Consider the following 23,082-nt stretch of genomic DNA (forward strand, 5'->3'; position numbering starts at 1 on the left):
GCGGTGTATTGGGTTCATTCTTGGGTCGTCGTCATATGTTATTTGGCATCGTTAAAAAACTTCTGGTGCTCCTCAAGGAGCTCCACTGTCAGCGGTTTGGCGAACTTCATCGATTTGGCCGGCTTGTTGATGTCTTCCACCGTCTCCCCTTGGTAGAGGGCGACCGGATAGTTCGTGATCAGGTCCTTGCGCGCATCCTTGATGATCGTCTCGGCCATTTTCATGGCGAGGTCGGTCGTGGCGTTCTTCTTATCGACGACCGCGATCGATTCGGTCAGCGAGAAGTTGCCTTCCGACGGGTCGACATAGTCGATCGGCGCGCCCGAAGCCTTGGCTTTGACCGCCTGGTGGCGCAGTCCGAAGCCTGCGGCAACTTCGCCGGCTTCAACCTTCTTGATCGGGCCGGAGCCCGAGCTCTCCAGATGCGGGCCGACGTTCGCGATCAGATCGTGCAGCACCTGCTTGCCTTCCTCTTCTCCATACTGCGTGATGACGGCCTGTACGAGCAGCCAGCCGGTGGAGGAGTCCATAATGTTCGGAATCGATACCAGGCCTTTGTATTCCGGCTTCGTCAAATCCTTGATCGATGCCGGCTTCTCCAATCCTTTTTGCTTCAGTACCTCGGTATTCACGAAGATCGATCCGGTATTGGCCAGAATCGGCGTATAGTAGGACGGATAGGAATCCATGGCGTTCGTGGTAAAAGACAGGTCCTTGTACATGTGGTACTTGCTCTGGGAGCTGTCGATAAAATACGAGCTCATCGTGATGAGATCGGCCTCGATATCGCTTCCCTCCGCCATCAGCTTTCCGCCGAGCTCGGAAGTGCCGAGTGACTGCAGCACGTATTTGCCGTCGTAGCCGACATTCTTCAGCGCGGTCTCCATGGCGGCTACCGCTTCTTCATCACCGTTGGTGTAGATGACGACCTTCTTGGATTCCTCCGCTTTACTGCTGCTGCATCCGACCAGAGCGAATACGAGGCTGATGGCCAGCAGGGTGAGCAGAAGGCCTTTGAACGTTTTGGACTTGGACATGGGTAAATTCCCTCGCTTCAAATAAAATGATGGTAATGCTAGCTTGCTGCTTGCGTGCCTTCTGAGGCCGCTCCGGGTCCGAATCGGGTTTCCGATCGCTGCGCTTCTCCAAACCGATTTCGGCCCCTCCGCTGGGCTTGGCGAAAAGAGTGAATGATGATGGAAACAGTTGAAAGCAATATCAGCGCAAAAACGTCTGTGTGCTCATAGCTAGCCATGTAACCTTCTAGAGCTATACTAAGAAATCGTGAAATACCAGCAGTTAATCCCGCTAGGCGAAGGTCAACCCCCCGGGCTCACCGCCGCACCGCCCTCCTTCTCTGCAGTACTTCGCACAGCACCTTGATCATCAGGTTGGTTGCGAAGATCAGCATGGACAGCACGAAAATTTCATTAAACTTGGCAAAATGCTGCAGTTCCTTGATTTTGCTCGCCACCACCGACGTCTGCGCCGATACCAGAAAGATGATTCCGCTGATCGTCACCATCGCGTTGACGAAGAAGTACCCGAACATTTCGACCACCGTGGCGGCCGAATTCGGCAGCACCACCCGCCGGACGGTCCTCAGCCAGCTGTCCCCGAGCAGTTCCCCGGTCGTTTCCCAGGACGGGTTCATCCGGGAAAGGGCGTTTTTGGCCATCAGGTATGGCGTCGTGAACAGATGGACGATGTTGCACAGCACGAGAATCGTAAACGTCCCCTTCAGACTGCTCCCGTTCAGAAACAGCAGGTACGAAATCCCCAGCACCATGCCCGGCACCGTGTTGGTGATCATCGAAATGGTATCCGTGATTCCCCGCCACCGCAGGTTCGTACGCACATTGAGCAGCGCTGCGGCATAAGCAGCCAGGGTGCCGAAGACGGACGTCAGCAGCGCAACCCACAGCGAATGCTTGTACACCCCTGTGAGATCTCCGGATTCCAGCACACTCGCCACATGCTTGAAGGTAAACGTGAGATCGTACGGATATCCATTCATCCACGGTGCGATAAACATCACCGCAAAGATAGAGAGCATGCCGAACACGACCACCAGGGAGAGGATCCCGAAGCTCGTATCCCGTACGCGGTGCTTGGGGAGCGGCGTATCGGCCATTTTATCGACGTGGAAATTGAGCTTCTCCAGCGCCTGCAGCAGCCAGATGCCAAACACCGCCGGGATCAGCATGACGATCGCAACGACCGCCCCCTGGTTGAAATCCGGAATGGAGCCGAGCATCACCTGGTACAATTGTCCTGCAACGACCTCGTAGGTGCCGCCGACCGACGCCGGAATCCCGAAATCGGTAAAGCTCAAAATAAACGACAGGATCAACGCGCCGCCCAGCGCTCCCGCCAGCGGCCGCAGCACCGTATTTTTGAAGCTGCGCAGCGTGCCGTCCCCCATCAGCCTGGACACGATGATGAACTTCCGGTCCACGTAGCGGAACGCATTGTGGATCAGCAGAAAGGCCGGCGGCAGCGTGTAAATGACATAGCCGAGCAGCAGTCCGTTGAATCCGTAAATTTCAAACCAGTTCCGTCCCGTAATCCGGGTGATCAGCCCCTGGTTGCCGAAGGAGTACATGATGGCGAATCCGTAGGTAATCGTGGGCAGGAGCATCGGGAGCGCGACCAATATTCTTACTGCGCCCTTGATGGGCCGATACACGTTGGTACAGTGAATACCATAAGCGAGAATAAAGCCGAGCACCGTCGTGATGAGTGCGGTCAGCGCCGATACTTTGACGCTGTTCAGAATGGAGCGGGTCAGGTCCCGGTTGCTCCACACATCGATATAGTTTGTGAGCGTAAAGCCCTGATCATTTTCCAAAGAGCGAATGAGCAGCACCACCAGCGGGATGAACAGAAACACGGCGAACAGCAGCACGATCAGGATGAAGATCACCCGCATTTCAGGTTTGACTTTATGCATGGGCCGCACCAAAAAGCTGGTAAATGTTCTGCCGTTTAATCTGCAGCTGCCGGATAATAAACTGTTCCACGAAAGCATCCGCCGGCTGCTGGATGATGTCCTGCGGCGTGCCGTATTGGGCGATTTGGCCCTGGTTGATAATCAGAATTTTGTCCGACAGGGTCAGCGCCTCTTCCGGATCGTGAGTCACAATGATCGTCGTAAGCTTGAACTCCCGCGCGATCGACTGAATCCGCTGCTTGATCGATTCCTTGATCACCCCGTCGAGGGCGCTGAGCGGCTCGTCCAGCAGCAGGATTTTCGGCTTGGTGACCAGCGTTCGGGCCAAAGCCACCCGCTGCTTCTGGCCCCCGGACAGCTCGCTGATTCTTTTTTTCAGATGGGGCCCGAGCTCCAGAAAATCGATCGTTTCCTGAACCTCCTCCTTGCTGATGCCCTTCTTGTTGCGAAGCCCGTATACGATATTGTCGTAAGCGTTCAAATTCGGGAACAGGGCATAATCCTGAAACACGATATTGAATCCGCGCTTGTTCATAGGCACCCGGCTGATGTCGTTGCCATTAAACAGGATCTCGCCTTGATCCATATCGGTTAACCCGAGAATAATGCCGAGAAGGGTCGTCTTCCCGCTTCCACTCGGACCGAGGAGCGATACAATTTCGCCCGTGCCGATCTCGAGACTGATGTCTTCCAAAACTACCTTTTCGTCGAATTGTTTACGAATATGCTGCAGCTTGAGCAGACGGCTCACCTCCCATAAACACAACCCCAGTATAAAAAGCGAATGTCAATCCAAATCGTCCATTGTGTAAAACCGAAGTAAATTATGCATATGTTGTTCTTATATTTTGACTAACTTTATCCTAAATCGACTTCATTGCTTCTCATATATACGTAAAAAAAGCGCCAAACCAGTACTTTGGAGTACCGATTCGGCGCTTTGGCGTTTGACCAAGGCTTACTGTGCTAATTCTGTTGTGAAGTCCGCATAATAGCGGATCAGGAAATCACGAAACGTATGAGCCGCTTTGGATAGGTAATGATGTCTCGACCAGGCCAACAGAAAAGCGCGCTGGCACACAGGCTGCTCAATCGGAAGCAGAACAAGGGAGGGTTCTTTTAATTTCGCAGCCTCGGTTAATAAGGCAACCCCCATACCCGCTTTGACAAAAGCACTCATGACGGTCGTATCATCCACCTCGCATGAAATCTTTGGTTCAAAACCCGCCGATTTACACAATTGATCGGTTAACACCCGGTAGCTGTGTTTCCTGTCCAAACCGATAAAGGGTTCCCCGGCCAACTCGCTTAAGCAGATACGGGTGCGATTCGATAAAGGATGCCCGGAGGGTACTGCCAGAAAAATCTCCTCCCGCAAAAATTCAATACTTTCGATCTCCTCATGTTCAATCGGCAGTGAAGTAATGCAAAAGTCCAGTTCGCCGTCAAGAAGGAGCTCGATCTTCTCCTCGTGCGAGGTCGTTTGGGTAAGGCGAAGATTGACCTTCGGGTGCGCCGATAAAAATGAACTGATAAACTCCGCGTCACACTTGTGGTTCGTTGTGGCCAACACAATACGTCCCTGCTCAAGCCCAGCCTGATCGACAACCTGGCGTCTCCCCTCTTCCAGCATCGTCAGGGCCGGCTCAACCTGCTGCAAAAACAATCTGCCATACGAATTGAGGCGGATTTTTTGTTTGTGGCGGTCAAATAGCGGAACTCCTATATCCTGCTCCAGCCGGGCGATCGTTTTGCTGAGGGCTGGCTGGGCGATATGCAATTCCTCGGCTGCCTTCGTCATGTGTTCCAGCCGGGCGACGGTTTGAAAATACTTCAATTGCAATAATTCCATGGATTCCACCCTTCCATTCTGATGGACCGAATCAAGTTTATATCTTTAGAGTTATGAACTTATGACCAATTTATATTTTTAACGGTCATTTATCAACTTTATAATGTGGATGAATCTCCATCTTCACGATGGAACGCAAAGGAAAGGGGACTTACGGAGATGGAGGGTCAAAAGGATGCGGCCAATAAGCTGCTTCATATCATGTACTTCACCTTGATCATATCGGTCATGAACGCAACGATTTTTAACGTGGTGCTCACATCCATTCGCGAGGAATTTATGCTGACGGCTTCACAGGTGAGCTGGATGACCACGGGCTATGGAATCATGTATGCGATCGGTTCAGTGACCTACGGTAAATTGGCAGACCGTTACCGGCTGAAGGATTTGCTGACTTTCGGCTTCATCCTTATGGTCACGGGCTCGCTCTTAGGGCTGTTGGCACAGCATTACGGGATGATGGTGGCTGGACGGATGCTGCAGGCTGCCGGAGGAGCGGTGATCCCCGCCGTATCCATGATTATACCGGCCAAATATTTTCCCCCGGAAAACAGAGGCCGGGCCATTGGCACCATGGTAAGCGGGCTGGCTCTTGGGACGGCCATTAGCCCTATAGCGGCTAGTCTGGTGACAGGTATGCTTCATTGGCGTATGCTTTTTTGTTTCTCTTTGTTCATCCTGCTGGTTCTGCCTGTATTCCGCAAATATTTGCAGGAAGAACCGGAGCGGACAGGGAGCAAGCTGGATTGGATCGGCGGATTTCTGCTCGCAGGTACCATTGCGTTAATCCTTCTTGCTATCACTTACAGTTCATGGCTGTTCTTTGGTACCGGCTTCGTCTTCTTTGCTCTATTCATCCTTCGCATCCGGTCCGCAGAGGAGCCATTTGTTCAGCCCGCCTTATTTCATAATCGGCGTTATGTCCTGGGCGTAGGGATTGCTTTGTTAGCGGCGAGCCTGAGTTCAGGAATGCCCTTCATTATGCCGCAGCTGCTCACGAACATAAGCCATGTATCACCCGCATTCATTGGTTTTGTCATGTTTCCGGGAGCCATGGCATCCGCTTTGCTGGGAAGAACAGGCGGGAAACTCGCCGATGAAAGGGGAAATGGCTTTCTCTTCTATCTGGCTGCGGCTCCGCTCTTGGTTTCCTTTGGCATCTTGTCCGTATTCCCCGGGATGCCGCCCGCCTATATATGGATCTTCCTGATTCTAGCCAGCACGGGGCAGACCTTTATCCAGGTAGCTACGTCAAACAGCGTTTCCCTCACTTTGTCACAGGAGCATATGGGTATCGGGATGGGCTTTCTTACCATGATGACATTCATCATCGGAGCGGTCTCTACTTCTTTGATCGGCAAAGTACTTGATTGGGGAGCACCCGTTCAGCTGAATCCGCTGCTCTATCACGAGCAAGCGATGAGCTACAGCAACGCGTTTTCCCTGCTGTTCACCGTCCTGGTCGTGGTTGTCGCACTTTATTCTATTCTGATGCGAGCCCGTAAAACCATTGGATCCTCAATATCCAGCACACAAAAATGATTTCGAAGGAGATGGAAGAATGACTTCAAACCTGATGCAAGCTGTTCGTATTCACCAGTATGGAGGACCGGAGGAGCTGAGACTGGAACAACTGCCTGTACCGGTTCCTAAACCGGAGGAAGTTTTGATTCATGTTCATGCCGTCGGCGTACTGCCTGTGGATTGGGCGTATCGTCAAGGACTGATGAAGGAGCATGTCCCGCTGCAGCTTCCTTTCATCTCGGGTTCAGCTGTAGCGGGAGTCGTCGCCGATGTCGGTTCCCGTGTATCGAAATTTCGGAAAGGTCAGGCGGTATTCGGCAGAGCCAGTCAAGGCGCATGCGCGGAGTTCGTCACAACAACGGTGGATACCCTCGCAAGCTTGCCGCCAAATCTCTCCTTCCGCGAAGCAGCCACCATCTCAGGAGGTGCTACCACGGCATGGATGGCGCTGTTCGCTCATGGCCATTTGCAGCCAGGCCAGCGTGTTCTGGTTCATGCGGCGGCCGGAGGGGTCGGGTCGTATGCCGTTCAATTGGCCAAATGGAAAGGCGCCGAAGTCATCGGCACATGTTCGGGGGACCACATTGATTACGTCAAATCGCTGGGTGCCGACACCGTCATCGATTATCGAACAACCCGATTTGAGGACAGAGTGCACGACGTGGACTTGGTTCTGGACGGGGTTGGCAGTGACACGCTGGAGCGCTCCTGGTCCATCGTGAAACGCGGGGGAACCTTGCTCTCGCTTGTAGACGTCCCCTCCACGGAGCGGGCTCAGCAATTGGGCATTACTGCGCGGTTCAGCAATGAGCTCGCACCCGATACCGTTTTCCAGCAAATAGGACAGTTGATCGCGGACGGACAAATAAAGGCACCGGTCGGAAGGGAATTTCCACTGCATGAGATCAGGCAGGCTCACGAGCTATGCCAAACCGGCCATGGACGGGGACGAATCGTGCTTCGGGTCGCGGATTGAATTCAGAAGGGCCGGCAACGGCCTTTTTTAGCTGGAGCAAGACCATGCAGTTTCGGGCAGGATGCTCAACAGAAACCTGTGGCTCCAAGGTATAAACGGTATTGAAGTTGCAAGGTGTAATCAGTACACTGGTATTGACTTAACTTGAATATCTAGGCTTCCACGTCATAAATACAGGTGAAAAACATGCTGCCATTAGAGCGACAAAAGAAAATCATCGATCTGCTGAACGTCCGCAAGGTGCTGAAGATGAACGAGCTGACCGAAGAACTGGGCATCTCCGTGGACACGCTGCGCAGGGACATCAATGTGCTGGCCAATCAGGGGAAAATCGTCAAAATCTATGGCGGCATCAAGCTGGCCGAGCCCAAGTATGGCGAGCCTTCCATGGATGAGCGCATGATCGACCGGCTGGAGGAGAAGGAAACCATCGCCCGGAAATGCTGCGAATACATTCAGGACGGGGATTGTATTTATATCGACAGCGGCTCGACGACATACCATATTGCCAAATACATCAAGGACAAGAAGAAGTTGACGGTCATTACCAACTCCATCCCGGTCATTACCGAGCTGATGAACACCGACATCGAACTGATGATCATCGGGGGAAAAATCCGTAAGGACGAGCAGTCGGTCGTAACGTTTGAGTATATTTTCAACTTTCATGAACTGAACGTCCTCAAGGCGTTTATTTGCTGCAGCGGCATCACAACCGAACGGGGAATTTCCGACTACAACCTGGAGGAAGCGACCACGCGCAAAAAGATGATCGAGCTGTCCAAAGAGGTTTTTGTCGCCGCCGACAGCAGCAAATTCGGCCGGGATGTCACCATTGCGATCGCGCCGCTGGACAAAATCGATGCGATCGTGACAGACAACCTGGTGGACCGCAGCTATGCCGCCAAATTTAAAAAGACGCAGACGAAGCTTATTATTGCGGACGAATAGCGGCCGAATAACGGAGCAACCGCCTAACGCAAAAGGACTTTCCCTGATCGGCTGGCAAGCCGGGGAAAGTCCTATTTTTATCGTAAAATTCGGAATGGATATCGTATATATTCAATCGATCAAGCGGTGCTGATACCACTTCTTGCCCATGAAACGCAGCAGGAAGACGGTGCCGCGCACGCCCCACTCACAGTTCATCGCCAGCCAGACGCCGACGATTCCCCAATGCAGCACAATGCCGAGCACATAGCCCAGGATGACCCGGAACAGCCACATCGACAGCATGGAGACCAGCGAGGTGAACTTGGAGTCCCCCGCGGCCCGCAGCGCCGATGGCATAATAAAGCTGATAGCCCAAAGCGGTACTTGCGCGATCAGGTTGATGAGCAGGACCGTGAAGATGTCCCCGACGATCTCTTTCGGCGGGTGGAACAGGCTGACCAGCGGATGGAACAAGGCCATCATGATCACACCCGTCAGCACGAAGGAGAAGGACGCCAGCCACAGGAACGTCTTGGTGAACTTGCGCGCGTCCTCCACGTTTCTCCGACCGATGCACTGCCCCACTACCGTCACCAGCGTGAGCGAGAGCGCGTTCGCCGGAATTTGGGAGACGCCTGCCAGCGACCCGCTGATCGCATTGGTGGCGATGGCATATGTGCCAAGGCCGACGATGAAAATCTGGGTCAGCATTTTACCGCCGTTAAAGAACATCTGCTCCGCTGCAAACGGGATGCCGATGGAAAAGATTTTGCGGAGCATCTTCAGGTTCACCTGAACGATGGACCGGAGCTGGAAATGCAGATCGGTGTCCCTTTTCACCAGAAAGTACAGCGCGCAGGCGGCCGCCAGGTACCGGGCAATGTTGATCGCGATCGTCATGCCAAGCGCGCCCATGTGCAGCAGGTTAATAAACACCAAATTCAGCGCGACGTAGGTCAGGTTCATGAACAGGGACAGCATGAGCGAAGCCCTCGATTTGCCGATCCCGCGCAGCGCCCCGCACACCGCTTCAGTAATGGCGATCCCCACAAAAGACACGCCGCCTCCGAGCAGATATACTTTGGCATTGTCCATGACTTCCGGCGAAGCCGCTCCGAACAGCACGCTGAGCAGCGGTTGGTGGAACAAGACCAGGATCAGACTGAGAGCCAGCGCCAGAATCGCGCAGGCGGAGACGGTGCTGGACGCCGCTTTGGAAACCATCAGGTCGTTGCCGCTGCCCTTATACTGCGCGACGACGACCGTTCCGCCCGTCGACATGGCGATAAAGACGCTGACCAAAAAAATATTAAGCGAGTCGACCATATTGACGGCACTGATGGCGGCGACTCCGGCCGAACTGATCATGGCAGCGTTGACCATGTTCAGCGAAATAATAAACGCCTGGTCGATCAGAATCGGAATGAACAGGGAAATAATCTGCCGGTAATCGATCGACTCACCGGTAAGATGTTTGTCTAGCAGGCGCTCGGTGTTCGCCTTAAACTTTAGCTGATACAAGGGATCACTTTCTTTTTGTCGGATTAGGCATCTGGCAGTATGCCCACGTTTTTATAAAATGAAAAAACCCTTCGGAAAGAAGAGTCGGCTTGCCAGGTATGCGGATCTATGGGTCCACAAAGGACATAACGTCATGAAAAAACGGCTCCTCAAAGGTCTGCCGCGTTAATCAATCTTACATATCGTATAGCAGGTTGGCTTTTTTCCTCTGGTTGAGGTTATCACCGGGGGTGGCCCCTGTCAACGGTTAATTTCTGTGTTTTTAAACTGGGTGATCGCAATTCCTCTATGGTTGGTCATCAGAGCACCAATGGAAGAACAAACCTTCGCTATTTTCACGGCCTCCCTTCCGTTCATCATCCTGCTATATATCGGGTGCGTTCTCATCCCTGAAATGCTGATCGTCTCCGCAAAAAACTTCATCATAAAAGAGTTCAAACGCCGAAATACAACGAAGTAACGGCGGTAACCCCGACCACAGCTATAAACGCAAAAAAGCCGCTGTCTCCAGCGGCACTACAGCACTTATGTACGCTAAATAGAACGACTAACCGGCTATTTGCTGTTTCTTAACCATTGAGATCCTGTAAACTCCCACTTTCCTTTACCCATGAAAAAACTGTAGTTGTTGTTTTCATCTCTACTCCAGTGTAGGCTTTTGACCGTTCCTTCTCTTTGATTAAAAATAGGGCTCCACTCAACTCCACCATCCATAGAAACGTAGAATAGGCCTTTCGATGATTCTGCTGATTCGTCCGTTTGAGTTGTCATCATAACACATATGTCTTTATTCAAAAAGTAAGGGAGAACGGCCTTTATGTTTGAGCTTTTTAACTGGCCTGGAACAGGCAGGCTAAGATCGAACCACGACTTACCTCCATCGATTGACTTATAAGCCCCAACCTTCCCTTCAGCCGGTGTGTTCGTTACAATCCAGCCGGTATTTGCATCGGTAAATGTGAAGGACTCTGCCCCGCCAGGTATTGTGCTGCCTTCCTGGTCACTGCTTGTCACGATAGTCCACGTTTTACCTTGATCTGTGGATTGAGATAAAACCATGTTTACTGCAAACGTTCCGATGGGTTCATACTGAGCCTTCCAAGTTATGTTTCCCGTAATGGCAGTTTCTTCTTTTGTTGACTGGGGATCTTGGCCCTGAGAATTCGTTTTTTCCGAAATAAAAAACGTGGAAGGAGTATTCGCATTCTCTTTAACGTTGGAGTTACCCGAACACCCTGTAAAAATTAGAGATAGCATGACGATTGAGATAAAATAAACAGATCGCCTCATTAAGAACACCCCAATCCGGTTTTACTATATAGATGCCAAGTATACCCGGATTGTTTCTCTCAACAATAAAACAAGTGCCGCTATTACTTATTCAGGCTGTCGAGAACGATCTCGGCAGCCTGAGCCGCCGTCCCCAGCGGCTATTCAACATATATGCGCTGCACCCGGCTGCCAATCCGGCTCACGATTTCGTTGGTGACCGTATGGCAGCGTGCGGCGATCTCGCCGGCGGTGATCTGCTCATCACCATCTTGACCGATCAGCGTGACGGTGTCCCCTAGCATTACGCCGTCGACACCAGTGACGTCGACGGTCAGCTGATCCATGCAGATGCTGCCGATGATGGAGGCCCGCTGCCCGCGGATCAGGACTTGTCCACCCCCGTCCGACAGCATCCTTGGAACGCCGTCGGCATAGCCGATGGACACCGTGGCGATCCGGATATCGCTTTCCGGCACGAAGCGGCGGCCGTAGCCGACCGGCTGGCCGGCCTGCACCTCCTTCACCTGCGTCACGGTCGCCTTGAGCGCCAGCACAGGCCGCAATTCGGCTTGGCACCGCACGGTGTCGCCCTCCTGGCTGAGCAGGCCGTACAGCGCGATCCCCGGCCGGGCCCGGTCATAGCGCAGCTCAGGGTAATTCAGCATGCCGTAGCTGCTCTGAAGATGAACAAGGCCTGGATCGATGCCCGCTTCCTTGATTTGCGCGACCACACCATCAAAGTGAGCGATCTGCCGGCGCGTAAATTCGGTCTCCTCCGGTCCAAGTCCGTCCGACATGGACAAATGACTGAACATGCCCGTCACCCGAAGATTGACAAAGTCGTAGCACCGCAAAATCGACCCCGTATCCTGGTGGGGCACGCCGAGCCGGTTCATGCCGGTATCGATTTTGACATGTACCTCCAGGTCGATACCGAGCGCCTCCAAGGCCTGCCCGTATTCCAAACTTACCATCGTCTGCGTCATATGGTACTTGGCTAAATCGGCGGCCCTCTCTGGATCGGTGTAGCCAAGGATTAGAATCTCCCCCTGGATGCCTTGTTCCCGCAAAAGGATCCCTTCCCCGATTTCCGCCACAGCGAAGCTATCCATCCCCGAACGGTTCAAATGCCCCGCGATCTCCGTAATACCGTGTCCGTATGCATTAGCTTTAACCACCGCCATCAGGCGGCACCCGGAAGGGAGAAGCCGCTGAAGCTCTGCAGCGTTATGCCGCAAGTGATCCAGGCTGATTTCCGCCCACGCCCGGTGGGATAAGGAAGGCCGGGCTTCTCTCTTTTCGCCTGGAGAAGTAAGCGAGTATCCCCATCTCACAGGGAACGTTTCTGCCCGAAGACGATGCGCCCTCAACCCACCAGCCCCTTCCGCAAATCATGAAAGACGGTGATGATGCAGCCGTCCACATTGTTCCCTGAGCACTCCACCCTCGTTTCGGGGCGGACCTTAATCGTCAGCACCTGCTCTTCTTCATGAACAGGAACATAGTACATCTCCACAAGATGTTCCTTCACCTTTTTGAACAGATGCGGACCATCTAGGGTGAACTGCTTCAAGTAGTCCGTGTATTCCTCGAGGCACATCCCATACTGCTCCATGATGATGGCATGCGGCACGCCCACATAGCGAAAATGCCAAGGCTCGCAGGCAATGTGCGTCAGATGCTCTTTGCCCTGCTTGTAACGCTGGATGAAGCCATGCTCCGCTGCCAGCTTCCGGAAAGAGGCATAAACGCCACCCTCCGGAAACGAAGGGCATAAATAGTCGACCCCCGTGTGCTTATCGCCCACATCGGCCGCCAACCCGGTCTGGTGTTCACTTTCTCCGGGACGAGCCACGTAACTCGCGGTAAAAATCTCCCCGTTCTCCACCAGCGACCGGTCGTAGATGCGCTGCTGCTCCATCGCGGTGCGGTAGCCGCTAACCACTCCGATACCTCCCCGGCCCCCGCAGGCGTCCAGCAGCGCCTCCAGCTGCTGCAGGCAGCTGCGTTCCAGACGCATCACCCGCTCATGAGTGCTGGCATGAGCGAGTGATTCCACGGGAGCGAGGCTCTTGGAATAAGGCGCCTGGCGGAGCGGATACTCGCTGTTAATGAGGACCAGGTGTCCCCGGTACACCATGCTCGGCTGGATGTGAATCACGCGGCCTTCCGTGCCTACAACCCCGATCATCGAACCACCTCCATCGCTTCGGCCAGCTGGATCAGCCGGTCCATCAGGTCCGGGTACGGCAGGTGGCTGGCCCGCATCATGTTCGGATAGCGGCTGGCGGCCGTGAAACCTGGCATCGTGTTCACCTCATTGAATACGATCCGCTCCCCTTCGGTAATGAACATGTCCACCCGGGCCAGGCCGCGGCAGCCAAGCGTCCGATAGATGCGGCGCGCGGTCTCTTTGACCCGGTTCGCCGTTTCTTCCGAAATCCGGGCAGGCAGATGGATCTTAGACGAAATCAGCTGGTATTTTTCCGTATAGTCAAAAAACTCGCCCTGCAGCTCGATCTCGTCGATTTCTCCGATGAACGGTTCCCGATGACCCAGGACCGCGCAGCCCACTTCAAATCCGGCAATGTTCTGTTCGACCACCACTTTGTCGTCATGCTGCAGCGCCTCACGGATGCCGTCCATCAGCGCCAGCCTGTCGTACGCCTTCGTAATACCGAAAGAGGAACCGGACTTGGCCGGTTTGACGTAGACGGGATAGCCCAGCGTCTCAGCCGATTTGGCGGCCGCATACAAGTCGTCTCCTGCGAGGACCGTGACCGAACCCGCCACTTCCACTCCGGCCGCTTTGACCAGCTTGCTGGCAACCTCCTTGTCCATACAAAGGGCAGAAGACAGTGTGCCGCAGCCGACAAAAGGTATGCCCGACAGCTCCAGCAGCCCCTGCAGTGTGCCGTCTTCCCCATTTTTGCCGTGAAGAACCGGGAATACGACGTCCACCGGCGTCAATCGGTATTCCGTCCCGACCAGCTCCACGATTCCGCCCGTTTCCCTGCTTGGTGGCAGAAACGCGGGGATGCAACCCGGATGCTGATGCCAGCGGTCCCTGCGGATCTCCTCCGGATCTCCGTGGTACCTCAGCCAGGCTCCCTCCCGGGTAATGCCGATGAGCACCAGCTCATATTTAGCCTTGTCCAAATGATCTATGACGGAAGCCGCCGATTGCAGCGAGACTTCATATTCCGTTGAGCAGCCGCCAAACAGCACGGCGATCGTTTTTTTCTGCATCTCTTTCTCCCCATTTCCGGTCCGGTGCCCACTCCGCGTGAGCGCCTGAGCGTGAACCTAAGATGCTTTTGATTATAGGGAGAGGATGTTAAGCAAACAGTAATTAATATTAAAGGAAATCTAAAGAAAGATTAAAGAGCCGGTCCCGCTGGCATGAACGGGCATCCATGCTCAACCGATGCAGAGCCCGATGTTGCCAAACTGCTCGCCGGCAGTCATTCTCCGGAACGCAGCCGGCGCTTCGTCCAGCGGATACATCCGGTCGATCAGAGGCCGAATGGCGTGCCCCTCCATGAACCGAAGCATCTCTCCGAACTCCTCTCGGCTTCCCATCGACGTACCGATCCATGACAGCTGCGGAAAAAACAACGCCCTTAGCGGGACCTCCACCGTGTCACCGGAGCTCGCCCCGAAGCTCACGATCCGGCCGTTCGGCTTGATCACCTCCAAGTATTTGGAAAAGGTGGCCGGACCGATGCTGTCGAGGATCACGTCCACCTTCTCCCCTTGCAGCCCCTCGTTCCAGTCTCCATTGCTGGCAAAAGCTCCCCGCACAGCATAACGCCGCGCTTCTTCAAGCTTGGCCTCGCTTCGGGAAGTGACGCTGACGACAGCCCCCGCAGCTTGGGCCATGAGCATGGCGCAGGTTGCAACCCCGCCTCCAATGCCCGGGATGAGCACGTGCTCGCCAGCCTTGATTTGCGCCCTCGTAAACAGCGCCCGGTAGGCCGTGAGCGCGGATAAGGGCAATACTCCCGCCTCCTCCCAGGTCAGGTATGTCGGCTTCCGGAATGCATTGTCCGCGGGGATGACAACCGTCTCGGCAAACGTCCCGTCCGTAGGCCCGCCCAGGATTTGCGGCACCACCGGTACCGCTTCGGTTCGATCCCAACCGATCGTCGGATGGATGATGACCTCCGTTCCTGCGGTCAGACCAGCTACTCCCTCGCCTACAGCATCGATGACGCCTGCGCCGTCGGAGCCCAGGATGAGCGGTGCATCCGCCGCACGGCGTCCCTTCATCAGAAACAGATCACGGTGATTGAGCCCGGCCGTCTTTACACGGACCCTGATCTCCCCAGGGCTCGGCTGCTTCGTTTCCGCGTCGCTGACCCGCAGTCCGTCCAGACCGCTCCGGCCATGATGAATAGCTGCTCTCAATTGAATCTCTCCCTTTTCCGGCCTCTGTGAAGCCGTTTTGGGATTCATTGTATAGGCCGCTTTAGAGCATGTAAAATGATTAGTAGTGAATATGGCGTTCAGTCAAAATGAAGTCAGGATGGTGAGCCGAATGGAAAGTGGAGATTTGCGTATATTCCGGGCTGTAGCGGAGGAAGGAAGCATTACACGGGCGGCCCAAAGGCTGCAATATGTTCCCTCCAACGTCACCGGCCGGATTCGCCAGCTGGAGGAAGGATTGCAGACTCCGGAGCAACCGGGGGATGGAGCTGACCCCGGCTGGCGAGCGCCTGCTTGAATACGCGCGTCAAATTCTGAACTTGCTCGATGAAGCGGAGAAATCCGTGCAGGCGGAGGATGCCCCGCGGGGGCCGCTGCGGATCGGGGCGATTGAATCGGCCGCGGCAGCTCATCTGCCGGGACGTCTGGCCGCTTACTACGCCCGCTACCCTCATGTCAGTCTGTCCCTCGCCACGGGCAATTCCCGCGTGCTCATGCAGCAGGTGCTGGACCGCGAGCTGGACGGCGCTTTTGTGTACGGCCCTGTCCCGCATTCCCAGCTGAAGCAGATTCCTTCCTACGATGAAGAGCTCGTGCTGCTCTCCGAGGCCGGAGCGGCCAGCCTGCAAGAACAGCTGCAGAAGCCGATGCTCATTTTATCGACAGGCTGCACCCACCGCTCCAGAGTGGAGCGCCTGCTGGCCGAAGCCGGAGTTCAGCATCCGCAAATCATGGAGTTCGGCTCGCTTGAAGCCGTGCTTGGGGGTGTGGCTTCGGGCCTCGGCGTAGCGCTCCTCCCAAGGTCGAACACAGTTCAGATCCCCAACGAGAAAAACATTGAAGCCTTGACCCTGCCGGAGTCCTACCGCGAGGTCGTGGTCTATTTTATCTATCGCCGGGATGTACCGCTGAGCAGCGCGCTTCGCGCTTTTCTGGAGCCGGAGAAATACGCCGGGCCGTCTGCCTGAAAAAAAAGGGACGATGCCGGCAAGCGCAGCATCCTCCCTATTGGCTCCCATTCGGCATTACTGCTGCTGGGACTTGTCGTATTCCTTTTTGGCTTTGTAGGCGAAAACCGAGTAGACGATAATCATAACCGGAATGACCATCCAGACGATCCCGCGGAACAGCGCAAACGGCGTCTCGAACAGTAACGCCTGCCAAAATCTTGGGCCGCTCATTTCCCACAATCCCGGCGTGTAATACAGCGATTGGGGCTTCAGGATGACGGATGCATCAATGGCATCGGTCGAAATCAGCGCCGCGAAAATCGGGATAAAGCAGCAGCACAGCGTCATCCACATGTCGGAAATCCGCTTATACCGGGCCGCCTTGGAGTCGGCATCGGAGAAAATATCCTCGTTCCCCTGGTCACCGTTCTGCTTGAAATATTGAGCCCCCGACCCCTTCGTGCCGGCGACATGCGTCCAGCCGCTATCCTCGAACAGGGCAACATAATCCTCAAAGTCCCGCTGATTCTTGAACGTGCGGAAGTCGATCCGGTAGTTGGCTTCCTCCGGTACGCTTCGCTCGAATTGATAGCCGAAGGACTTTCGGACAAGCGTATAGCCCTGCCGGGCCATGTCATTCAGCCACTGTTCTTCCTGGTCCAAGTTTGTGAAAAATTTATATTTTTTCATGCAGCAACTCCTCCTTGCCCCACTGCATATTGGTTACTTCGATCATATGGCGCATCCGCTCGTAATCCTGTCTCAGCATTTCCCGTCCTAGATCCGTGATGACATACACCTTTCGGCGGCTGTCCTCGCTCGCGGCCGGCTGGATGAATTTCTGCTTCAGCAGATTGTCCACCGCCCCGTACAGCGTGCCGGCCGCCATCCGGACCTGCCCCGCGCTGAGCTCCTCCACCTTCTGCATAATCAGGTAACCATGCGCCGGCTCCAGCAGCGCCAACAAAATATAATATACCGTTTCGGTCAGCGGTAAATGTTTATCTCTGCTCAATGAAGTGCCTCCCTTTTGTTCAGTCACACTTTATATCGTTCAACTGTATATTTACACTATATACAGTTTAACTGTATATTGCAATAGCGAAAAGGCCAAAACCCGGAAGAATCGGGCTTGGCCTTAATTTCAAACGGTCTCCATCCTTGCGGGAAGCATCTGCTTGCGCCGATAGATCGATAACAGCAGCCCCATGGCGCAAAAATCAATCACCTGCGTGAACCCGCCATAGCCGACAAAGGGCAGGCTCTGCCCCACGATGGGCACCACACCGTACGCCATAAGCAGCGGCCACAACAGCCGAATGCCAAATACGACGATGAACGCGGAAAATATACAGGTGGCATATTCATCCCTAATGGACACGCTCATCTTCCAAATTCGTATCATGAATCCAATGACCAACAGCCCGATGACGATCCCGGCACCCCATCCAAAACAGTAAATAAGATACGGATACATCGATTCGTCATAGATAAAAGGGAGGGTTTCGTTCGCCGCCGCAAATCCGTGGCCCGTCCACCCTGCCGAGCGGATCGCTCCGATCGTCTGCAAGGTCTGGTAATCCTTATCCTTTTCGCTCAAAAAGGAGTGCAGCCGCTCCACAAGGTAAGGGGTTTGCGTTAGTTTATATATGTACAAAGAAAGGATCGGCAGTCCAACGGCCATCAGAGGAAACCGGTTGTGCCTCAGTGCAATAATTCCGAATCCCGCTAAATAAATGCAGCCGTACAGCAAGGAGCCGCTCTGCCAATACAGTACGACCGGAACGACCATTTGGGCCGCGAACTTGATCCAGCCGACAATATCGCTGCGCCGGAACCTATAGGTCAGTCCTGAAGCCGCAATAAGCAATGGCAATATGGATGCAGCCATCACATTAATGGCAAAGGAACCGATCGCCAGACTGGTCGTCTGCCCATTCGTCGTGATGCCTACCTTCAACGTTAAAGCCATTAAGGCGATGGTCCCGCAGAATATTACTCCGGAAAACTTCCTCAGCTTTCGGTAGTCCAGGAAATAACAAATAAACAGACCGGCAAAACCTAGCGCAACATAAAACAGCTTCTTCTCAAAAAACTGAGCGAGCATCCAAATCCTTCGGCCAGACATCTGCACATTCAGTAATCCGAACAACCCCACAATCGTCAGCAGCCCCAATAGAACAACAAGCTTCCAGTCAAACACAGGTTTATGCGCCCGGTGAAGGCTTCGTCCGATGTCGTCGGGATCGCCCATCAGCTTAATCGCTTCCTGCGCACAATGCTCTTCAGCAACTCCTTCGGATGCCAGCATGTCCATCCGTTCCGCAATATGACTTCCCAGCTCCTCACGGATTTCAGCATGCATGGATCTAACGCGGATATGCCGGCATACCCGGTCAAGAAACTCCTGAACCGCCGCATCCTTTTCCACAGCCCGCATCAAATCCCCTCCCCGATCACCGTATCAACCGCCGTGCGGAAACGAACCCATTCCTGCTGCTTTTCTTTCAGCTGACTCCGGCCCTGGTCGGTTATCCGGTAGTACTTCCGTTTGCGGCCGTCATGTGTGCTCCAGTAAGCTTCCAGCCAGCCTTCCGACTCCAGTGTGTGCAGGATGGGATATAAAGTTCCCTCTTTCATGGAAAAAACGCCCTCAGAGCTCTTCTCGATTTCCTTGATTAATTCGTAACCGTACATTTCCTTCTTGTTCAGCACCGTCAGCAGCAAAATGACCGTGCTGCCCTTGAGCAGCTCTTTATTAATCGCCATGATCTTCTCCTAATACCTAGATTTACAATACATCGTAATACTATGTATATGAGTATATCGAACAGCATTTGGATTGGCAATAGATGGGGACAAAATAACGAGGCAGGCAATAATCCGCATCAAAAAAAGCCCCCTCCTCCAGTGGATACTGAAGAAGGGTGCCATATTGAGGCATAGCTCAGCCGCCGCTGAGACCTCGTGTTTCGTATAACGGTGCCCCATTTCTAACCCCAAACCCAAGCCTTCCTGTCGCTCCAAACCAAACGAAGGTGAGGCTTCGTTATTTTACTATCCACCGCACCAATCTAAAAATCACAAACAAAACAACACTGATGCCCACTAAAAGCAGTCCCTCCACCACGATGGAGTCAAGCAGCCCGGAGGGCGCATTTCCAATAAGCGCAGCGATGCCCGCACCAGCGAACTGCGCTGCAATCACCAATACCGAATCCAGCAGTGAACGGTACCACCGGACACGTTGGCGCCAGTATGCGCCGGTCAGCACCAACAGCACGACATTTACCAGCGTAACGGCCGTCGACGCGGAATTGTCCGCGAATGCGCCGTCTAAAATGGGCCAGGAAGGCATCCACGATGCGGCCAAAATCAAGTTAATTGCGGCGACGCCTAGAAAAACAGGCCTGAACAACCGCTTATCCCTTCGTTTTTCTTCTGCTTCCATTCTGGCCTTCATGTCCGGGCTGATCCACGCGGGGATATCTCTCCGCTCACGGCTTCCGATCTGCAGCGGGTTGGCACCCGGCTCATACTCGGCCTTCGGCAGCTCGGCATACGCGGTTTGGTAGTTCTCCGCCCTAACAAACTTCACGTTCGCCTCTGTCCCGTACACCGGAATCCCGTGCTTTCGGAACTCCGTTACCCAGGCCTCCAATTCATTGGGATTCTCTAATCCGAAAACGGAATATTGGATATGACCCTCTTCATCAACCCATTTCATGACGATGTTGGCACCGATCACATAAAACCCGATGCTGCCTTCCCCCTTGGGCTGGTACCTTGTCGTCCTGCCGATCAGCACCTCCTGCATTTGAGTGAACGGCACCAGATGCTCGGACTCTTCGCCGGTCTTGATTTGCTTAACGTATGTATAATAGCCTTCCTCCCGGAGTTCGTGCCGGAGCAGCACCTTTTGCGGCATCCGGACGATTCTGAAGATCAGCCACAGCATACCCGTCAAGAATAGTCCAATCACTGTGATAAAGCTGCCTACCACCCAATCTCCCTTGATCAGCCAAAAAACACCGTACCCCATAAATCCAAGAACGAGTGCTCCCATCAATCCAACGAGTCCCCAGTTCAACGCTTTAGCCGTCCGGGACGGCTGGTTGGAATATTTCAGTTGGCCTTCCTCACGAAGCTCTACCATCATCGTCCTCCTGTACGTAAGTGGATTTTCCTGGAATATTTCTACGCTCTAACTGGAGAAAATGTTTCATCGCAACGCTGTACCTTTCGGTTTCGTTTTCAGCGGTTACAGCCAACATATGTGCAGGGACGAATGCAAAAAGCCCGGCCAAGCAGCTAACGCTGCCCGTCCGGGCTTTCATCCAAACCGCTGTGATCACCGAATAACGGTTCATCACGTACGCGGCTTCACTCAAGCTTATAGCGTGCTTACAGTACCTTCTCCAGGAAGCTGATCGTACGCTCGTTTTTCGGCCGGCCGAACACTTCCTCCGGCGGACCTTCTTCAACGATGTAGCCGCCGTCCATGAAGATGACCCGGTCCGCCACCTCGCGGGCGAAGCCCATCTCATGCGTGACGATCATCATCGTCATGCCTTCGCGGGCCAGATCCTTCATGACGCCGAGCACCTCGCCGACCATCTCGGGGTCGAGCGCCGACGTCGGCTCGTCGAACAGCATGACGTCGGGATTCATCGCGAGCGCACGGGCGATCGCCACCCGCTGCTTCTGCCCGCCCGACAGCTGGCTCGGGAACGCATCCGCCTTGTCGGCGAGTCCGACGCGCTCCAGGAGGCGCATCGCCGTTTCGCGCGCCTGCTTCGCGTTCATTTTGCCAAGCTCCATCGGAGCGAACATGATGTTCTTGAGGACGCTGAAATGCGGAAACAGGTTAAAATGCTGGAACACCATGCCAATATTTTCCCGCGCTTTGTTGATGTCCGTCTTCGAATCGTTCAGATCCTGGTCATCAACGATGACACGGCCTGCAGTGATGTCCTCAAGCCGATTGATGCAGCGCAGAAACGTACTTTTCCCCGATCCGGAAGGACCGATTACGCATACGACTTCGCCTTCCTTGACCTGCATATCGATTCCTTTCAGCACCTGATTGGCGCCGAAGCTCTTCTTTAATCCTTCAACCCTGATTTTACCCACGGCGCAATCTCCCTTCCAAGAAGCCTGAAAGTTTCGTTAAGATCGTGATCACAATCAAATACATGATGGCTACAACCAGCCAAATATCAAATGACGAGAACGTTCTGGCGATAATAATTTTGCCGGACTGCGTCAGCTCGACGAGACCGATCGCCGACAGAATCGACGTATCTTTCAGCGTAATGACCAGCTGGTTGATGAATGCCGGGATCATAACGCGGATCGCCTGCGGGATGATGATCTTCATCATCGCCTTGCGGTACGGCAAACCGAGCGAACGGGCCGCTTCCATTTGGCCGCGGTCGATTGACTGAATACCGCCCCGGATGATTTCCGTTACATAAGCGCCGGCATTCAGGGTCAGCGTCAGAATGGCCGCCAGGAATAGCGGCATCGTGAAGCCGAACGCCTGAGGAATACCAAAGTAAATAAAGAAAGCCAGGACGATCAGCGGAATGCCGCGGAAGACATCGACGAATACCGTTGCCAAACCGCGAAGGAACTTATTGCGACTCACCTTCATAAAGCCGAAGATCAACCCCAGGATAAAGGCGAAGAACAGCGATACGATTGTGTACAGCAGCGTCTTGCCCAGACCAGTTAGCAGCGGCGGCAGCGAATCCTTAATCAGTCCCCAGCGGCTTTGATTTGCCGGCCCGGACGCATTTTCACCCAGATATTTCTCGAGAATCTGGTCATACTCCCCGCTGGCTTTGAGATTAGTCAGGCCGGTATTGAACTTTTGCATCAGCTCCTGGTTCTTGCCTTTGCCGACTGCAAAGCCGTAGGAGCCGCCTGCTTCCTTCTCGGTTACGATTTTGAGACCGTTGTTCTGGTTCACGCCATAAGCCAGTACGGGATAATCATCAAAGCAGGCCACGGAGTTCCCTGTTTTGACATCGTCGTACATTTGCATAGAATCGTCGAACGGGACGATCGTGAACCCGTATTTTGAGGCGATGGATTCAGCGAAGCTGTAGCCTTCTGTACCTGTCTTTACGGCTACTTTCTTCCCTTTTAAATCCTCATAGCTCTTGATGGTGTCATTGTTCTTGCTGATGGCCATCACCACGCCGGATTCGAAATAGGACTCGGAAAAGTCGAATTTCTGCTTCCGTTCGTCGGTAATGCTCATCCCTGCGATGACGCCGTCCACCTGGTTCGACTCCAGCGCTTGAACGGCTGCGTTAAAGCCCAGTGGCTTGATCTCATACTTAAAATTCTGATCCTTGGCGATGGCCTCCATCAGATCCATATCGATCCCGACAAACTTGCCGCTGACGTCCTGAAACTCAAACGGAGCAAACGTAATGTCGGTACCGATGACATAGGTTTTGCCGGAATCCGGCGCAGCTGCGGCGCTTCCCGTCCAACCGGACCATCCGGTCACCACGAGGAGCAGCAGCGCTAATGAAAATAATGATACCTTAAAAGATGATTTCATGTGTCCTCCCCTTCTCGGTCAACGCCGAATGTTGTCCCCTTCATACTTTTTCTTTTTTGGTGGCAGGTATTCTCCCACCTAATATCCTATTTTACC

Annotated in this window: 20 protein-coding genes and 1 pseudogene; 4 read left to right on the forward strand and 17 right to left on the reverse strand. The window is 53.9% G+C overall.

All coding sequences use genetic code 11. The annotated features are described in order from the left end of the window. Window positions 1-38 precede the first annotated feature (38 nt). From MKY74_RS02650 to MKY74_RS02665, 4 genes are all read right to left on the reverse strand, one after another. On the reverse strand, window positions 39-1,037 hold the full coding sequence (locus MKY74_RS02650; RefSeq protein WP_076173097.1) for an extracellular solute-binding protein: 999 nt from the start codon (window positions 1,035-1,037) through the stop codon (window positions 39-41). A 296-nt stretch (window positions 1,038-1,333) separates the two neighbouring features. Continuing rightward, the gene (locus tag MKY74_RS02655) at window positions 1,334-2,953 is read right to left on the reverse strand and encodes an ABC transporter permease (protein ID WP_076173098.1); all 1,620 of its coding nucleotides are present in this window, start codon (window positions 2,951-2,953) and stop codon (window positions 1,334-1,336) included. After that, window positions 2,946-3,695 (reverse strand): ABC transporter ATP-binding protein, encoded by a 750-nt coding sequence (locus MKY74_RS02660; RefSeq protein ID WP_076173219.1) that lies wholly within the window; start codon window positions 3,693-3,695, stop codon window positions 2,946-2,948. The genes MKY74_RS02655 and MKY74_RS02660 overlap by 8 nt, the downstream gene beginning before the upstream one ends. Window positions 3,696-3,911: 216 nt before the next feature. Continuing rightward, window positions 3,912-4,805 (reverse strand): LysR family transcriptional regulator, encoded by an 894-nt coding sequence (locus tag MKY74_RS02665; RefSeq protein WP_076173099.1) that lies wholly within the window; start codon window positions 4,803-4,805, stop codon window positions 3,912-3,914. 159 nt (window positions 4,806-4,964) lie between these two features. Here MKY74_RS02665 and MKY74_RS02670 point away from each other — a divergent pair, with 159 nt between their 5' ends. From MKY74_RS02670 to MKY74_RS02680, 3 genes are all read left to right on the forward strand, one after another. Next, a complete protein-coding gene (locus tag MKY74_RS02670) occupies window positions 4,965-6,347 on the forward strand; it encodes an MFS transporter (protein WP_076173100.1) in 1,383 nt (460 codons plus the stop codon). A gap of 19 nt (window positions 6,348-6,366) precedes the next feature. Continuing rightward, window positions 6,367-7,305 carry an NADP-dependent oxidoreductase gene (locus tag MKY74_RS02675; RefSeq protein ID WP_084204016.1) on the forward strand — a complete coding sequence of 313 codons (939 nt, stop codon included), beginning with the start codon at window positions 6,367-6,369 and terminating at the stop codon, window positions 7,303-7,305. Window positions 7,306-7,491: 186 nt separating this feature from the next. Next, window positions 7,492-8,256: a DeoR/GlpR family DNA-binding transcription regulator gene (locus tag MKY74_RS02680; protein WP_076173101.1), complete on the forward strand. Its 765-nt coding sequence runs from the start codon at window positions 7,492-7,494 to the stop codon at window positions 8,254-8,256. Between the two features lie 111 nt (window positions 8,257-8,367). On the opposite strand, the gene MKY74_RS02685 is transcribed toward MKY74_RS02680, so the two are convergent. From MKY74_RS02685 to MKY74_RS02710, 6 genes are all read right to left on the reverse strand, one after another. Continuing rightward, window positions 8,368-9,759 carry an MATE family efflux transporter gene (locus MKY74_RS02685; protein WP_076173102.1) on the reverse strand — a complete coding sequence of 464 codons (1,392 nt, stop codon included), beginning with the start codon at window positions 9,757-9,759 and terminating at the stop codon, window positions 8,368-8,370. A 555-nt stretch (window positions 9,760-10,314) separates the two neighbouring features. Next, window positions 10,315-11,049 carry a WD40/YVTN/BNR-like repeat-containing protein gene (locus tag MKY74_RS02690; protein ID WP_076173104.1) on the reverse strand — a complete coding sequence of 245 codons (735 nt, stop codon included), beginning with the start codon at window positions 11,047-11,049 and terminating at the stop codon, window positions 10,315-10,317. 140 nt (window positions 11,050-11,189) lie between these two features. Then, window positions 11,190-12,401 carry a serine racemase VanT catalytic subunit gene (vanT, locus tag MKY74_RS02695; RefSeq protein ID WP_244169342.1) on the reverse strand — a complete coding sequence of 404 codons (1,212 nt, stop codon included), beginning with the start codon at window positions 12,399-12,401 and terminating at the stop codon, window positions 11,190-11,192. Next, window positions 12,398-13,222, reverse strand: coding sequence for a D-alanyl-D-alanine carboxypeptidase family protein (locus MKY74_RS02700; RefSeq protein WP_076173105.1), 825 nt, complete (start codon window positions 13,220-13,222; stop codon window positions 12,398-12,400). The genes vanT and MKY74_RS02700 overlap by 4 nt, the downstream gene beginning before the upstream one ends. Continuing rightward, window positions 13,219-14,280, reverse strand: coding sequence for a D-alanine--D-serine ligase VanG (gene vanG, locus MKY74_RS02705; protein ID WP_076173106.1), 1,062 nt, complete (start codon window positions 14,278-14,280; stop codon window positions 13,219-13,221). Before vanG ends, MKY74_RS02700 begins: the two co-directional genes overlap by 4 nt. 171 nt (window positions 14,281-14,451) lie before the next feature. Next, window positions 14,452-15,441: a zinc-binding dehydrogenase gene (locus MKY74_RS02710; protein WP_076173107.1), complete on the reverse strand. Its 990-nt coding sequence runs from the start codon at window positions 15,439-15,441 to the stop codon at window positions 14,452-14,454. A 130-nt stretch (window positions 15,442-15,571) separates the two neighbouring features. Between MKY74_RS02710 and MKY74_RS02715 the strand changes: the two are divergent. After that, window positions 15,572-16,427 (forward strand): annotated as a pseudogene (locus MKY74_RS02715) (LysR family transcriptional regulator). A gap of 57 nt (window positions 16,428-16,484) precedes the next feature. Here the strand turns inward: MKY74_RS02715 and MKY74_RS02720 are convergent. From MKY74_RS02720 to MKY74_RS02750, 7 genes are all read right to left on the reverse strand, one after another. After that, window positions 16,485-17,099, reverse strand: coding sequence for a DUF2812 domain-containing protein (locus MKY74_RS02720; protein WP_076173108.1), 615 nt, complete (start codon window positions 17,097-17,099; stop codon window positions 16,485-16,487). Further along, window positions 17,086-17,424, reverse strand: a complete 339-nt coding sequence (locus MKY74_RS02725) for a PadR family transcriptional regulator (protein ID WP_076173109.1) — start codon at window positions 17,422-17,424, stop codon at window positions 17,086-17,088. Before MKY74_RS02725 ends, MKY74_RS02720 begins: the two co-directional genes overlap by 14 nt. Before the next feature lie 129 nt (window positions 17,425-17,553). Beyond that, window positions 17,554-18,849, reverse strand: a complete 1,296-nt coding sequence (locus MKY74_RS02730) for an FtsW/RodA/SpoVE family cell cycle protein (RefSeq protein ID WP_076173110.1) — start codon at window positions 18,847-18,849, stop codon at window positions 17,554-17,556. Next, window positions 18,849-19,178 carry a PadR family transcriptional regulator gene (locus MKY74_RS02735; protein WP_076173111.1) on the reverse strand — a complete coding sequence of 110 codons (330 nt, stop codon included), beginning with the start codon at window positions 19,176-19,178 and terminating at the stop codon, window positions 18,849-18,851. Before MKY74_RS02735 ends, MKY74_RS02730 begins: the two co-directional genes overlap by 1 nt. 280 nt (window positions 19,179-19,458) lie before the next feature. Further along, window positions 19,459-20,568: a hypothetical protein gene (locus MKY74_RS02740; RefSeq protein ID WP_144025470.1), complete on the reverse strand. Its 1,110-nt coding sequence runs from the start codon at window positions 20,566-20,568 to the stop codon at window positions 19,459-19,461. A gap of 245 nt (window positions 20,569-20,813) precedes the next feature. After that, complete coding sequence (locus MKY74_RS02745) at window positions 20,814-21,542, reverse strand: amino acid ABC transporter ATP-binding protein (RefSeq protein WP_076173114.1); 729 nt, start codon at window positions 21,540-21,542, stop codon at window positions 20,814-20,816. Further along, window positions 21,535-22,986: an amino acid ABC transporter substrate-binding protein/permease gene (locus MKY74_RS02750; protein WP_076173115.1), complete on the reverse strand. Its 1,452-nt coding sequence runs from the start codon at window positions 22,984-22,986 to the stop codon at window positions 21,535-21,537. The genes MKY74_RS02745 and MKY74_RS02750 overlap by 8 nt, the downstream gene beginning before the upstream one ends. Window positions 22,987-23,082: the final 96 nt, after the last annotated feature.

The sequence above is a fragment of the Paenibacillus sp. FSL R5-0378 genome, from assembly GCF_038009285.1.
GTDB lineage: Bacteria > Bacillota > Bacilli > Paenibacillales > Paenibacillaceae > Paenibacillus_AQ > Paenibacillus_AQ favisporus.

Coding starts and splice junctions, on each gene's coding strand:
- MKY74_RS02650 (WP_076173097.1), bottom strand. CDS start 1,037: ATGTCCAAGTCCAAAACGTTCAAAGGCCTTCTGCTCACCCTGCTGGCC.
- MKY74_RS02655 (WP_076173098.1), bottom strand. CDS start 2,953: ATGCATAAAGTCAAACCTGAAATGCGGGTGATCTTCATCCTGATCGTG.
- MKY74_RS02665 (WP_076173099.1), bottom strand. CDS start 4,805: ATGGAATTATTGCAATTGAAGTATTTTCAAACCGTCGCCCGGCTGGAA.
- MKY74_RS02670 (WP_076173100.1), top strand. CDS start 4,965: ATGGAGGGTCAAAAGGATGCGGCCAATAAGCTGCTTCATATCATGTAC.
- MKY74_RS02675 (WP_084204016.1), top strand. CDS start 6,367: ATGACTTCAAACCTGATGCAAGCTGTTCGTATTCACCAGTATGGAGGA.
- MKY74_RS02680 (WP_076173101.1), top strand. CDS start 7,492: ATGCTGCCATTAGAGCGACAAAAGAAAATCATCGATCTGCTGAACGTC.
- MKY74_RS02690 (WP_076173104.1), bottom strand. CDS start 11,049: ATGAGGCGATCTGTTTATTTTATCTCAATCGTCATGCTATCTCTAATT.
- MKY74_RS02700 (WP_076173105.1), bottom strand. CDS start 13,222: ATGATCGGGGTTGTAGGCACGGAAGGCCGCGTGATTCACATCCAGCCG.
- vanG (WP_076173106.1), bottom strand. CDS start 14,280: ATGCAGAAAAAAACGATCGCCGTGCTGTTTGGCGGCTGCTCAACGGAA.
- MKY74_RS02720 (WP_076173108.1), bottom strand. CDS start 17,099: ATGAAAAAATATAAATTTTTCACAAACTTGGACCAGGAAGAACAGTGG.
- MKY74_RS02730 (WP_076173110.1), bottom strand. CDS start 18,849: ATGCGGGCTGTGGAAAAGGATGCGGCGGTTCAGGAGTTTCTTGACCGG.
- MKY74_RS02735 (WP_076173111.1), bottom strand. CDS start 19,178: ATGGCGATTAATAAAGAGCTGCTCAAGGGCAGCACGGTCATTTTGCTG.
- MKY74_RS02740 (WP_144025470.1), bottom strand. CDS start 20,568: ATGATGGTAGAGCTTCGTGAGGAAGGCCAACTGAAATATTCCAACCAG.
- MKY74_RS02750 (WP_076173115.1), bottom strand. CDS start 22,986: ATGAAATCATCTTTTAAGGTATCATTATTTTCATTAGCGCTGCTGCTC.